Below are 12,662 nucleotides of genomic sequence, written 5' to 3'. Positions count from 1 at the left end.
GTAACTATATTCGTGTATCGTATATAGATTTAAAATAAAGTTGTAGTATTTTAGCCCTTTTTATTGCATCATTTCATTTTTGTAATTAACCCTCGTTTAAAAACCCATTATTTTGTATGAGTGATGTAGAATGAAATGTAAGTGTTATGAGGAGGAGTGTTATGATAGATCTTTCCTACAGGTCGAAGATTAAGGATTTTCATAGTAAAATGAATCATCAATTTGGTTCCGAAATATTAAATATTTTAAATGGACAGGTAATGTACGAGGTGTTTCAAACAAATAAATTTTTGGAAAAAGGTGAGTATATTCCTTTTAACGAAGCCATGTGCTCACATGAGACAAGTGTTGCAATATTCAGTGACGAATTTATAAATTTAAGGGCTTTAGGACATAAGGTATCTATACAAGAATATAAAAATCTCACTATGACACCCTTGAAACCACTGTTTGAAAAAGAGTATAAATGTATCGTCTTATGGTTTGGTGATGATATGTTTTGTCAAATAAATATGCTCACGGTACTAGCATATTTAGAACAAGTGGCGTATAAGGGGAAAGTATTTTTCAATATGGTTAATGAAATGACTTATGAGATTGAAACAACTGAAATATTTTTAAGCAGTTATAAAAAGGTTTATCAACAAGTATTGATAGATCATCAATTTCCTAATCTAAAAGTAATACCTAGCATGTTGCAAGGAATTAGGTTATACATGGAATATATAAAGGCCGACAACGAAATCATAACGTATATAAGGGAAAATGAAAATCAATCACAAAATGAATTGTTAGAAAATTTATTCCAGTCATTTCCTCAGTATGGTCTAGGAGATGTGCAATATTTAAAAATTATTGAGACTATAAGCAAAGTTTAGCGCTTTGCTTATAGTCTTTTTTATAGAAAAATTGATAATTTTTCTACGTGTTATAAGCTGCCCCCCTTGATAAAAGGTTTTTTTGATTCTTATAATACCTGTTATGTTAAGTAAATCGTAGAGTATTTCATAAAAATAATCAGTTTAACTATTTACTCTTAGTGACGACAAATGGATGTATTTCACCAAAAAGTCGGCTTACCGACCATAAACCAAAGCATAGTCATTAATAGAATGATGTAAATCCAAATAGATCGCTTTAGTTTAGTTTCCAGTTCTTTTTTATTTTGCCCTTCCTCCTTGTACTTTCGAAGGGTTGGTGAAAACGCACGGGCCAGAAAGAACAAGGAGCAAAAGAGGAAAATCAGTGTCATTATAATCCATGGAGTAGTCCACGTCCATGGGCCACACATAACGAGGAATATCCCTGTTATAACAAGAACATGGCCTGAATGTTTTGCGAGTCTAACAACAGATTGAAATGTGCTCAAATAGGCATTTATTTCTTGTTCTCTTGAACTATGTAGTTTTTTAACGATTGGCAAGAGAATAAAGAAAGGACCAATAGATAGAATGACACTAGAAACATGAATATATACTAATATACGGTACAACAAATCCATTTCTTTTACCTATCAATCGTTAACTGATCTGAACTCATGCACCCATACTCTCATTTGCGGAAGCCAAGGCATTCCAGGATGATAAGATAAAATAGATTGCTTATATTCCTCTACTGTATCATAGCCCTCCTGGCGAGCATTTTCATCTGTTAATTCACCTAGTGATTGAGAATAAACCCGTTCCACTATAAACTTTTTATCCCCTAAGACCATTATCTCTCCTACATCAGCATACCTTCCATTTCGGCGAGTTGCTGTTTTGATGCCTTTGATTACTTTATTTACATCATCCGGCATCGTTACAAGTCGATCGATTGTACATGTTTTTGGTGGTAGTTCATATTGTGCTTCATGATTGCTCATTAAAAAACTCCTTTCATTTCTTGTCTCTTATTCAATGTATCACACTTTCGATAACAAATTTCATTTGAATTTATTAGCTTGAAATTTCCTCTAATAAATCTGTTATAATTTATCCCTTTTCTTTAAATAAGTTACTCCTTCACCCCACAAGTGTTCATTTCCCTCGAAATTTCCTTTTTTGAACAGTCACTTGAATTTTTCATTTGAGTAATCCTTTTTCCTTAAATACTTTTCTTAACGCTTCATTAATTAGTTCAGATTTATAATTTTTAGGAACACTATTTATAATGCTTAATACGTCTTTATCGAAATAAAAACCCTGATACACTCTTTTGGATGGTGGTTTCGTACCTGCCAATAAAACATCTACTACGTCACTAGTACTACTGCGACCAATTCCTTTCTTTTTATTTTTACCTTTAAGGTGGCTTAAATCCTTACTAATAGTAGGTGTTTTTCTAAATAGGGTACTGAAATCAACATCTAACGGCTGTGGTGATTTCCCTGTATATTTGTAAATAGACTTTTTGTTATCCCATTCATATCCTAGTTTCTTAAATTTTCTTTGGATGGTTTGAGTAGTAACACTGTACATTTTTGCTAATTCTTTAATTGTCATTTCTTCTTTCATTATTTTAGTAAGCATTTCACCTATTAACATAAATAAAAGTCACCTGCTTTCATTATGCTTTTAGGTTCATATATTCATGACTCTTAAGCCAATATCCTGCATACATGATTTCTGATAATACTTTTATGTAAACTAAAAACATATATACATAGTGATTTAAATCAATATTATTGATAAAATGGAAAAATAAAGGTAATAGTGGAGGTTTAATATGTATATATGGAGTAATAGTGAGGGAGCTATAAGCCTTTTGTATTCAAGACCAGTATTTATATTTTTCATTGTTGTATTGTCTGCTTTGTTGATCACAATTTTAATGCAAAATAAGAAGCAATTAGTTACTGGCTTGCATGTAATCACTATAGCAATCATTAGTTTATTCATTTCAGGCTTAATCCTTTTCTTAGAAGGGATAATTGTCGATGATCTTAATTTATCAGGAGATACAATTTCAACTTATATGTTTTTAATAATAATGGCTTTATGTCTTATTAATTCAGTAACGTATTCTTTTAAAAATAAAAAGCTTCAATAAAGGTTAAAAAGAAGTCTCTTTTAGAGAGCTTCTTTTTTATTTACTACCTAGAAATGGTTTTATGTAAACTGATTTTGTATACGATATGCATTCTAACACAGAGAAAATCACTAAGAATCATGCTTTTTTTACAACTACTCTTCTTCAAATTAAAATCATAAAAGTAGTAGAATGAATTATTGGTAGAGTACTTTACAAACAGTACCTGCAATTGCAAAAATAGAAAATAAAAGGCTTAATTGCTAAGAATAACAGCTAATAAAATAGGGTTTTAATGGAGAAGGGAAAGATAAAGTATGAAATATAAAATGAAATCTGGAGATACAACTTTTATCGGTATCGCCAATGCAGATAAATATATATCATTTGTAGATGAGGATTGGTCGCTTAACCAACTATTAAAACATTTTGGAGAAGAAACAAAGAATGCGAATATTATGGTGTTTCAAATGTCTGTAAATGGAATAGAACATTCTTGGAAAGTTAAGGTTACTGTAAACCAAGAGAACAAAGTAAAGGGTAGTTATCGACAAGCACAAGGCTATATACGTGTAACCAATAAAGAATTGTATTTAGTAGATTATGACTGTTTAACAATGGCTGCTCAATTTAATCATAGAAAGGTTCCTGACCAAAATTGTTCAAATTATCGTATTTCGATTCAAAATGGAATATATCAAGTAAACGTTTATCAATTTTACGATGTTGATAGTAATTCACGTACTGGGAGTAGGTTGAAAGATATGTTAATTGAATTTCACGAGGTAAAGGATATCTCATCATCAATGGATACTGTATATTGGTGTAATTTCTAAGAGAGTGTAATTAGTATGTAAAGTCCTTTTTTAGGACTTTTTATCATGCTTTTACCGAGAATCCGTTTTATGTTAACTAGCTATACATTGTCCGCCTTGACCATTTAATTATGATACAGTGAAGAAGGGTTTGTCCAATTTTCAAGGAATTAATTATCAGTAGCAATAAACTTAATGAGAAAAAGAGTATCTAAAAAGGACAAAGGGGAGTTCAACCAATGGACAGAAATAAATTCTCATCAATTGCCCATCGTAACCATTTATTTAGTAACCCGATAAGTGAAACTAAAATCAATAGAATTATAGATTTTCTTCAGTTAGAACCTCATGCAAAAGTGTTAGATATCGGGGCTGGGAAGTGTGAACTGTTAATACGTTTAGTTGAAAAATATGATATTGAAGCAACAGCCCTAGAGTTATATGAAGATTCTATTTTAGAGGCAAAGCAACAGGCCCAAAAAAGGATTCCTAAAGAAAAAATTACGTACATTGTAAGAGATGCCAAACAAGTGGTAAGTGAATACGTCAATCATTTTGATGTAGGAATTTGTGTTGGTTCTACCCATGCTTTAGGAAGTCTGGAATTAACGTTACAATCTCTTAAAAGAAATGTTAAAAAAGGCGGCTTTATTCTAGTAGGAGAAGGATACTGGAAGAAGAAACCTAGTCAGGCATATTTAGAAGCACTTGGTGGAGCAGATGAGTCAGAATTAAAAAAACACCATGAGAATGTTTTCATAGGAGAAAGTATGGGGCTCGTGCCGATTTGGTCAGTTGTTGCAAGTGACGATGATTGGGATGAATATGAAGGACTATATGCTATGTCTATGGAAAAATATTGTTATGAAAATCCGAACAACCCTGATTGTGACAGTATGTTAAATAAAATTAGGTCATGGAAACGTACTTACCTTACATGGGGTAGAGATACTTTAGGATTTGGTCTTTATCTTTTTCAAAATCAATAAATCTCAACAGAACCTGGGATACCTTCCATTATGGAACAAGGAATTTCAGGTTTTCTATTTTCTTCAATCCACATTATGATAACTAAATATTTATACATTATACATATTTCCTTCATCAACTAACAAGCCAAATATTCCTTTTAATAGAGGTTCTGAAAAAGTCTATCTTATGGTGATATTTTCTATAAAGGAGGTTGGAAGAATTGAGAACAATAGGCTTATTAGGTGGAATGAGTTGGGAATCATCAAGTGAATACTACAGAATTATTAATCAAACAGTAAATAGAAAGTTAGGGGGCCATCACTCTGCTAAAAGTGTGATGTATTCTGTGGACTTCGAAGAAATAAAAAAATTACAACATAATGATAGGTGGGAAGAAGCAACAGAATTAATGATTAAAGGAGCTCAATACATCGAAAAAGGTGGAGCTGACTTTTTAATTATCTGTACAAATACCATGCATAAAATGGCAAGTGAGATTCAGCAACATATTAGCATTCCCATCCTACATATTGCAGATGCTACGGCTATGAAAATAAAAGATCAAGGGATTAGTAGAATAGGATTGCTTGGAACAAAGTTTACAATGGAAGAGGATTTTTATAAAGGTCGACTTATCGCTAATTATAATCTTGAAGTTAATATTCCGAGTGATGAAGAGCGTCAAGTTGTACATGATATCATTTACGAAGAATTATGTTTAGGGAAGATTGAAGCAGATTCCAAAAGTGCGTATCAAAAAATTATAAATGGTTTAATCAACGATGGAATAGAAGGAGTTATATTAGGTTGTACCGAAATTTCCTTACTGATTAATCAGAATGATATCTCAATACCTATATTTGATACTACAGAAATACATGCACAAGCAGCAGTTGAATATGCGTTAGGATTATTCTAGGAAAATGAACGATATCCTTATTTAGATTAATTATTAGAAATTTCAAATAACAAAAATACTGTAATTAAAAACATAGATACAACGTTTCGTTTTGTTCCTGCAGCTACTGAACTTTTAACTATAAAAAATTATAACTATAAAAAACAAGTCTTTCTCCAATGGAGAGAGACTTGTTTTTTGTGGATTTGCAAATAATTTCCCGTAATTGTGATTATATTAGCTTTGTATTCATCTTAAAAAGAGAAAAAACTACTGCGACTAGCCAGTAGTTGAAGAAAACATCTTATAAAATCTATCTAATACAAGGTAATGACGTGAACCCCATCCTCTCTTTTTAACCTAAAGAAAAGGAGAAAACGGCTATACTTGCCGATAACTTTGTTATATCATCTTGTCAAATTCAATTTTTCACACTCACATGTTCAATTATTCGCTTCATTGCCTGAATCTGTCCCATATGAGTTGCTTCATGCATCAGTGTAACACCCGCCAGCTCTCCAAAGGTTTTACATCCTAGAAATGGCTTTTCCAAGGTATTATTTAACTGTTCAGCAGGAATTTGCTGAATACGAGCCAATTGATCTTTTAACTGTATCATAAGCTCATCCATAGTAGGTACATCCCCTGTCCAATCGGCTGGTTTCGTACCATTTCCGAACAATTCCATATAGTTTGCTGGAAGATGGGTTGTTGCATGAGGAAAACCAAACATAGTTTGTTCTGTAACTGTCAAAACGTGACCTGTATGCCAATGAATTGTATTGTTAAAACCATCTGGCTGCACATCAGTTTGATCCTCCGAAACAGCTCCTATGATTTTGAGGAAATACTCTCTTCCGATTTCAAATTGCTTGAATACAAGTTTGTTCATCTCTTTCTCCCCTTTCACTGATACAATCATCCATATTATACCACTTATAGGGAGGGAAGAATATAATTTAGTTACCTCTAGTGCTTCAAAATATTCGCACCCAGTTAACATAACTTATCTATTCTTGTCATTTATACTGTTATTAACAGATTGTCTTTTTCTCTTTCTAAAGGAGTAGATTCTTCTTCTTTTTCACTTATTCTCTTAGCTCAATCTCTTCATACACAAGGATAACTATTTCATATCTATATTATAAAATAAGTTCATGAAACATAATATTTCAATAAGTAAACATTAACTTATTTTATGTATTATATTAGTTTTACTATTTACAGTTAGTGACGACAAATACAACGTTTTTCTACATAGTATGTAAATATTAAAAGTATTATAGCTAAATTATTTTATTATTTATTTAACATTATAGAGTTTCCATATATTTTTCTCTTCATAATCTATATACTTGCTCCAACATTCTCCTTGGCTAATATAATCTTCAAACGTAGCGTTTTTAACTACAATATAACCACCATATTCACCTGCGGTCTGTTTTACAATGGATTGTGTACCAAAAGGAAATATGACCGATTCATAATTCAATATCTATTTCTTTTTTATTTCCAATTTGGTCATGCTTAGATATTGGGATCAAGTGTAACTGATGCGACATTTGAAGTTAGATATGAGAGTGTATCTCAATCTACACCACAAAAGGATGTTCGAGTGATACAATATCTATAATATCTTTTTTTAGAGTATGTTCCATTGAATTATATTTTTTGATACCGTAACCCTTTCAAAGACATGAAACCAGGATTTCTCCATAACTAATAGTAATAAAAAAGCCCTTTTTAAGACTCAGTATCTTAAAAGAGCTTTTTTACTTTCTTGGAAGTTTTATATCATTTCACTAATACTTAAAATAACACTAAATCCGAATAACTTATATTTGTTTTATGAACTAATATTAAATCCCCAGCATTTTAACAATAATTGGACAGCATCTTCTAACTCATCTTCAGGAATTCCAGCAAAACCAAAAACAATTTTTTGGGGGTTTTCTTGTTCTTTCTCAAATGAGTAAGTAGATAATGGATATACCTTTATAGCTTCATCACCTGCTCTTCGAACCAATTCTTTTTCGTCCATCCCATTATTAACCATAAGAACGATATGAAGGCCAGAATGCCCACCAATAATAGAGAGTTTATCTTGATACGGCTTTAATAATTCTAATACTCTTTCGAGCTTACGACGGTAAATCTTCCGCATTCTGTTTAAATGTCTCTCAAAATCACCTTTTTTTAAAAATTGAGCTAAAATATGTTGGTCAATTCTTGAGACAGAAGAGGAGTTATAGAAAGATAGTTTTTCTTTATATTGTCGTAGAAGAGGTCTTGGCAGCACCATATAGCTAATCCTAATAGACGGCATTAGAGATTTTGAAAAAGTGCCTAAATAAATTACTTTTCCGCCGATATCCATGCTCTGCAAGGCAGGAATGGACTTTCCACTATAACGAAATTCACTATCATAATCATCTTCTATTATATAACGGTTCTTATCTTCTGCAGCCCACTTTAATAGCTTAGTCCGTCGATTTATTGATAATACAGTACCATACGGAAAGTGGTGGGAAGGGGCTAAGTAAACGACATTAATATTTTTCCGATGAACATCTTCTACTTTTACACCTTCTTCATCTACTCCAAGAGGATAAACTTCATTTTGAAAACTCTTGAGCATCTTTAAAATTAAATGATAACCTGGATCCTCTACACCATAAATCGTTTCTTTGTTAAAGAGGAGCAAGAGTTGGTGTAATAAGTTTTCAATCCCAGCCCCAACGATAATTTGATTGGGTGAACATTGTACTCCTCGAGCGTGGTACAAATAATGAGCAATTTCCTCCCGTAATTCTATTTCCCCTTGTGAGTCTCCAAGTAATAATAAGGAGTGATTATCCTTGTTAATTGTGTCTTTGGCATGCTTCCGCCAAATGGAAAAAGGAAAATTCTCAGTATCAATCGAGCTTGGATGAAAATTGTATTTTATGTCTTTCTTAGTTATTTCAATCTTCTCCCGCAAATGATTGTTTACTTGTATATATTCTAAGTCGTCATAGGCCATAACAAAGTATCCTTTACGGGGAGATGCCTCTACATATCCTTCTGCAGCCAGTTGCTCATAAGCTGTCTCAACAGTATTCCGACCTATTTTTAGAAAACTAGATAGTTTCCGTTTGGATGGTAATTTTGTTCCGTAAGAAAGGCGTCCTTCTATGATTTCTTTTTTTATATGCGAATATAATTGTTCGTATAATGGTATACCATTTAGTCTATTTAATTGACATGATAACATTTCCACTTCTAACAACCTCCCTGTAACTGGACCTATTGTTTTTTGGAAAACTGGTACTTCCAATAAAGTCAATTACTTTTTATACTATTTCATATATTCGTAAAATACAAGAGTTAGTGAAATGGAGTGTATGAAATGAAGAAATCATTAGGTACTGATCGTGTAAAACGAGGAATGGCAGAAATGCAAAAAGGTGGCGTTATCATGGACGTTATCAATGCAGAGCAAGCAAAAATTGCAGAAGCAGCAGGTGCTGTTGCTGTTATGGCATTAGAACGTGTTCCAGCTGATATTCGAGCAGCAGGTGGCGTGTCTCGTATGGCAGATCCGACAATTGTAGAGGAAGTAATGAATGCTGTATCTATTCCGGTTATGGCAAAAGCGAGAATTGGGCACATTGTAGAAGCACGTGTACTAGAAGCAATGGGTGTAGACTATATTGATGAAAGTGAAGTACTTACACCTGCGGATGAGGAATTTCACCTTAACAAAAGCACATTTACGGTGCCATTTGTTTGTGGATGCCGTGATTTAGGAGAAGCAGCAAGACGAATTGGTGAAGGTGCTGCCATGCTTCGAACAAAAGGTGAACCCGGAACAGGAAATATTGTAGAAGCAGTACGCCATATGCGTAAAGTAAATGCGCAAGTACGTAAAGTTGTGGGGATGGACGAAAATGAGCTCATGACAGAAGCAAAACTATTAGGCGCTCCTTATGAGTTATTACTGCAAATTAAACGTGAAGGGCGTTTACCAGTTGTTAACTTTGCTGCAGGTGGTGTAGCTACACCTGCGGATGCAGCATTAATGATGCAATTAGGAGCAGATGGTGTGTTCGTTGGATCAGGTATTTTTAAATCGGATAATCCAGAAAAATTTGCTCGTTCAATTGTAGAAGCAACGACCCATTATGAAGATTACGAATTAATTGCACAACTTTCAAAAGGATTAGGGAATGCGATGAAAGGAATTGAGATTTCTACAATTTCACCAGAGAATCGCATGCAAGAACGAGGCTGGTAATTTTCAAATAAATAATGTCTCTTACGGGAAGCTAATTCTTTTTACTGACTCAGTTTTTTTCTTGAAATATAAAGGTTACTTCTTGAAATCCAATTTTCGGTATAGAAAATACCATTGCTTAGAACAAGCAATGGTATTTTTTCCTTCTCTATCCTTAATAATTTTATCATTATCTAACATATTCTATTTTTCTAATATGCATGTGTAATTAATACACAAAGGAAAAACAGGGACCAAACAGTCCCGAAAATCATAAGTGAGGTACGCATAAGTTTTTCTGCCGAAATCTTAAATAATTTTTCAATGATAACAAAGAGGAGTTCTACTATCCATATATCAGGAGCCGAACTAATTTCGTCATATGGACGCTTCCATCCTCCATAGATAAAAATAAGCCCTACTAAAATCATACAACAAATAATAACAACTGCCATTCAAGTCCTGCCTTCTTTTATAGTCTAAATACCGCCTAAATACTTTTTTTTATGCCAAAATCCCGGCATTCACGCAAGAAAACACCACCTTTTACCGAACTTTTGAAGTAAGCTGAGTTGCAGTTATCGCAACGGTCATTAACCTTATCCTTATATAGCAAGGCTTCTTTTTGATAAGTTTCTTCTATGTTATATGGTTTTTATTAAGACACAGATTTAAGTTCCTCGGTTAAACATAAAAAGCTTCTACGTCTTTATTCCTTAAAGGAAGGTCAATTTCCTCAATGATTTTCCTTTTTGTAACGTCCTTCATAATTTGCTACAAAAACTGTACTATTTCTCACCATGATATAAAGTAATTTCATCAAGCGTAATAAGTTTCGGTTTCAATTATTTACAGTAGTGAACTCAGTAAATGTGTATTTCTTCAATTAAATCCTTAACTAATACAATGTAATATTTTTCCAATTAAAAAATAGCATTCGAAAATGTTGTGCTGAATAAGAGTATTTGGAACTGAATTATTGATAGAACTCTCCGAGATGTTTATTTAGAATCCAACAAGTCTTCTATCTGATTATAGATATATACTTTGTTTAACCACCAGGCTTGTTTAGTTATGTAGTAGTCAGAGTACAAATCTATTTTATCTTCTGGGCGATTAATCCATTTAATTTTAGTAGGTAATTTGTCAGAGTACGGACTGCCTTCATAATATGCTGTTTGGCTCGCTGACAGTTTACTGAACAACTTATTTCGCAAAGAAGAATTGATAAAGTTTGTCGTTCTTTTCTTTGGAGTCCATTTAATCTCTACGCCTGTGTTAATCTTATGAATTGTATCTTCCCAAACTAATCGAGCTGAAGTTTCAATATCTTCATTAGGCATTTCCCAAAATTTCGCCCCTTTAAGTGTTAAATCGTCTCCATCTTTTTCAAAAACAACAATCAAGAATTTAGTATCTTGCAGAAACTCTCTTAATTCAGATTTTTCCCATGTTTCTTCGATAACTTCATCGAATTTATATTCTAAAATTTTGAATTCTTCTTTGAGTTCCTTCTTTCCCTTATTGACAACTACGGTTTTAGGTTTAATATTAGCTTTCGTAATTTCTTGACCGAAATCGTCTTCTTTTACACCTTTAATACCCAGCATATGCTTTAAAATCTCTGGGTTAGTTGATTTAGTATTATCTTTGACATTAAATTTACTTGCTAAATCAGCACGTTTACTACCTATAAAAGGTTTTATCTTATCAAGAATAATATCCAATAACGTTTTATTCTGCAAGACTAATGGATTAGTAACAATAGCTGGAGAAGGCTCTCCTCCTAATACGTAAGTCCTGTATAAATAGGTCATATACCCAGCTTTTAAAGAATATGCCCTTTGTTTTGCAGGAATATCAGAAAAAGGTTGTTTCCGAAAAGATTCCGCGGCAGTTTTTCCTTTTGTACATGGAGATAGATAAGTAGTGAGACGCTCAGACAATTCATGTGCTCGTCCTTGCTTAATATAATCGTTGATGATATGCCAATCTTGTTCGATGATGGCGAAATCAACAGGATTTTTCATCATTTCATACATAGCTACATCTGTAATAACAAAGTCATCCTTCTTTGTTTCAGGTTTCCATCTATAAAAAGCAAGTTCAATAGTGTTGTTTTTGTGTAAGAAGTGACTTGTTTCAAATGGTTCTTTTACCACTTCCATATAGTTTATAATATTTAAAACTAATCGCTCTTTTGCGCTTAACGTACCATTTTTATTCTCTTTGATTGGAGTGGCTTTTAATTCAACACCAGCCATACGCATATCTGGTTCTCTATTACTATCTTTTTCTTTACCAAACCAAGTTTCCCAAGCATCACCAGCACCGGATTTATGCGCCCTAGTAAGAGATTGATTATTATTAATTTCTCTTAGGCTCTTTCCAATAGCTTTTAGCCCATGATTATGGACTTCAGCTTTAGTTTTATATAGTTCATCTATCATTTTTTCATCCCCTAATTTAAAAATTAACATAAATTCTCATTAATGTTATTGTACCTATTACTGGATCTTTTTTGAAATATAACTTATAGATTCTACTTTTCCTCTTGCTAAAACCCAAGCCAATCCATGCATTATCATGAGCTAATCATGACGAAGCTTATGAACCTTCACTTTCGTTTACCATACCTATCTTCTCCTAGCAGTATTCTGGACCATGCATTTGTCCTCTGTTTCCGCATTTCCTCATGCAACCGACAGACTCG

13 protein-coding genes are annotated in these 12,662 nt (G+C 32.9%); 6 read left to right on the top strand and 7 right to left on the bottom strand.

Going from position 1 to position 12,662, the window contains the following annotated elements:
• The first annotated feature begins 161 nt into the window (after nucleotides 1-161).
• Nucleotides 162-878 (top strand): AraC family transcriptional regulator, encoded by a 717-nt coding sequence (locus POF52_RS27815; RefSeq protein WP_271996971.1) that lies wholly within the window; start codon nucleotides 162-164, stop codon nucleotides 876-878.
• Nucleotides 879-1,060: 182 nt separating this feature from the next.
• Here the strand turns inward: POF52_RS27815 and POF52_RS27810 are convergent, their stop codons facing one another.
• The 3 genes from POF52_RS27810 to POF52_RS27800 all read right to left on the bottom strand — a co-directional run bounded on the left by POF52_RS27810 (nucleotide 1,061) and on the right by POF52_RS27800 (nucleotide 2,525).
• Complete coding sequence (locus POF52_RS27810) at nucleotides 1,061-1,495, bottom strand: DUF2269 family protein (protein ID WP_176527343.1); 435 nt, start codon at nucleotides 1,493-1,495, stop codon at nucleotides 1,061-1,063.
• Nucleotides 1,496-1,513: 18 nt separating this feature from the next.
• A complete protein-coding gene (locus tag POF52_RS27805) occupies nucleotides 1,514-1,864 on the bottom strand; it encodes an ASCH domain-containing protein (RefSeq protein ID WP_098239996.1) in 351 nt (116 codons plus the stop codon).
• A 199-nt stretch (nucleotides 1,865-2,063) separates the two neighbouring features.
• The gene (locus POF52_RS27800) at nucleotides 2,064-2,525 is read right to left on the bottom strand and encodes a hypothetical protein (RefSeq protein ID WP_271996965.1); all 462 of its coding nucleotides are present in this window, start codon (nucleotides 2,523-2,525) and stop codon (nucleotides 2,064-2,066) included.
• Between the two features lie 181 nt (nucleotides 2,526-2,706).
• On the opposite strand from POF52_RS27800, the gene POF52_RS27795 reads away from it, so the two are divergent.
• The 4 genes from POF52_RS27795 (at nucleotide 2,707) to POF52_RS27780 (ending at nucleotide 5,715) form a co-directional block, all read left to right on the top strand.
• The gene (locus POF52_RS27795) at nucleotides 2,707-3,030 is read left to right on the top strand and encodes a hypothetical protein (protein ID WP_176584933.1); all 324 of its coding nucleotides are present in this window, start codon (nucleotides 2,707-2,709) and stop codon (nucleotides 3,028-3,030) included.
• A 296-nt stretch (nucleotides 3,031-3,326) separates the two neighbouring features.
• The gene (locus tag POF52_RS27790; protein WP_271996961.1) at nucleotides 3,327-3,845 is read left to right on the top strand and encodes a hypothetical protein; all 519 of its coding nucleotides are present in this window, start codon (nucleotides 3,327-3,329) and stop codon (nucleotides 3,843-3,845) included.
• A 218-nt stretch (nucleotides 3,846-4,063) separates the two neighbouring features.
• Nucleotides 4,064-4,813: an SAM-dependent methyltransferase gene (locus tag POF52_RS27785; RefSeq protein WP_271996959.1), complete on the top strand. Its 750-nt coding sequence runs from the start codon at nucleotides 4,064-4,066 to the stop codon at nucleotides 4,811-4,813.
• Between the two features lie 203 nt (nucleotides 4,814-5,016).
• On the top strand, nucleotides 5,017-5,715 hold the full coding sequence (locus tag POF52_RS27780) for an aspartate/glutamate racemase family protein (RefSeq protein WP_271996957.1): 699 nt from the start codon (nucleotides 5,017-5,019) through the stop codon (nucleotides 5,713-5,715).
• Between the two features lie 400 nt (nucleotides 5,716-6,115).
• Here the strand turns inward: POF52_RS27780 and POF52_RS27775 are convergent, their stop codons facing one another.
• Both POF52_RS27775 and pdxR read right to left on the bottom strand, forming a co-directional pair.
• Nucleotides 6,116-6,586, bottom strand: coding sequence for a DinB family protein (locus POF52_RS27775; RefSeq protein WP_271996953.1), 471 nt, complete (start codon nucleotides 6,584-6,586; stop codon nucleotides 6,116-6,118).
• Nucleotides 6,587-7,540: 954 nt separating this feature from the next.
• The gene (gene pdxR, locus POF52_RS27770) at nucleotides 7,541-8,953 is read right to left on the bottom strand and encodes a MocR-like pyridoxine biosynthesis transcription factor PdxR (protein ID WP_271996952.1); all 1,413 of its coding nucleotides are present in this window, start codon (nucleotides 8,951-8,953) and stop codon (nucleotides 7,541-7,543) included.
• Between the two features lie 129 nt (nucleotides 8,954-9,082).
• Here pdxR and pdxS point away from each other — a divergent pair, with 129 nt between their 5' ends.
• Nucleotides 9,083-9,970, top strand: a complete 888-nt coding sequence (pdxS, locus tag POF52_RS27765; RefSeq protein WP_271996950.1) for a pyridoxal 5'-phosphate synthase lyase subunit PdxS — start codon at nucleotides 9,083-9,085, stop codon at nucleotides 9,968-9,970.
• Nucleotides 9,971-10,161: 191 nt separating this feature from the next.
• On the opposite strand, the gene POF52_RS27760 is transcribed toward pdxS, so the two are convergent.
• Nucleotides 10,162-10,404 carry a hypothetical protein gene (locus tag POF52_RS27760; RefSeq protein ID WP_271996948.1) on the bottom strand — a complete coding sequence of 81 codons (243 nt, stop codon included), beginning with the start codon at nucleotides 10,402-10,404 and terminating at the stop codon, nucleotides 10,162-10,164.
• A 546-nt stretch (nucleotides 10,405-10,950) separates the two neighbouring features.
• Nucleotides 10,951-12,399, bottom strand: coding sequence for a Sau3AI family type II restriction endonuclease (locus tag POF52_RS27755; protein ID WP_271996946.1), 1,449 nt, complete (start codon nucleotides 12,397-12,399; stop codon nucleotides 10,951-10,953).
• Nucleotides 12,400-12,662 lie beyond the last annotated feature (263 nt).

The organism is Priestia sp. AB, from assembly GCF_028369225.1.
GTDB classification, from domain to species: Bacteria; Bacillota; Bacilli; order Bacillales; family Bacillaceae_H; genus Priestia; species Priestia megaterium.
Note: the sequence above shows the minus strand (reverse complement) of the source record. Positions and strands in the feature narration are given on the sequence as shown.

What these genes read in the sequence shown, in the direction of transcription:
- POF52_RS27815 (WP_271996971.1), top strand. Translation starts at nt 162, where the DNA reads ATGATAGATCTTTCCTACAGGTCGAAGATTAAGGATTTTCATAGTAAA.
- POF52_RS27805 (WP_098239996.1), bottom strand. Translation starts at nt 1,864, where the DNA reads ATGAGCAATCATGAAGCACAATATGAACTACCACCAAAAACATGTACA.
- POF52_RS27800 (WP_271996965.1), bottom strand. Translation starts at nt 2,525, where the DNA reads ATGTTAATAGGTGAAATGCTTACTAAAATAATGAAAGAAGAAATGACA.
- POF52_RS27795 (WP_176584933.1), top strand. Translation starts at nt 2,707, where the DNA reads ATGTATATATGGAGTAATAGTGAGGGAGCTATAAGCCTTTTGTATTCA.
- POF52_RS27790 (WP_271996961.1), top strand. Translation starts at nt 3,327, where the DNA reads ATGAAATATAAAATGAAATCTGGAGATACAACTTTTATCGGTATCGCC.
- POF52_RS27785 (WP_271996959.1), top strand. Translation starts at nt 4,064, where the DNA reads ATGGACAGAAATAAATTCTCATCAATTGCCCATCGTAACCATTTATTT.
- POF52_RS27775 (WP_271996953.1), bottom strand. Translation starts at nt 6,586, where the DNA reads ATGAACAAACTTGTATTCAAGCAATTTGAAATCGGAAGAGAGTATTTC.
- pdxS (WP_271996950.1), top strand. Translation starts at nt 9,083, where the DNA reads ATGAAGAAATCATTAGGTACTGATCGTGTAAAACGAGGAATGGCAGAA.
- POF52_RS27760 (WP_271996948.1), bottom strand. Translation starts at nt 10,404, where the DNA reads ATGGCAGTTGTTATTATTTGTTGTATGATTTTAGTAGGGCTTATTTTT.
- POF52_RS27755 (WP_271996946.1), bottom strand. Translation starts at nt 12,399, where the DNA reads ATGATAGATGAACTATATAAAACTAAAGCTGAAGTCCATAATCATGGG.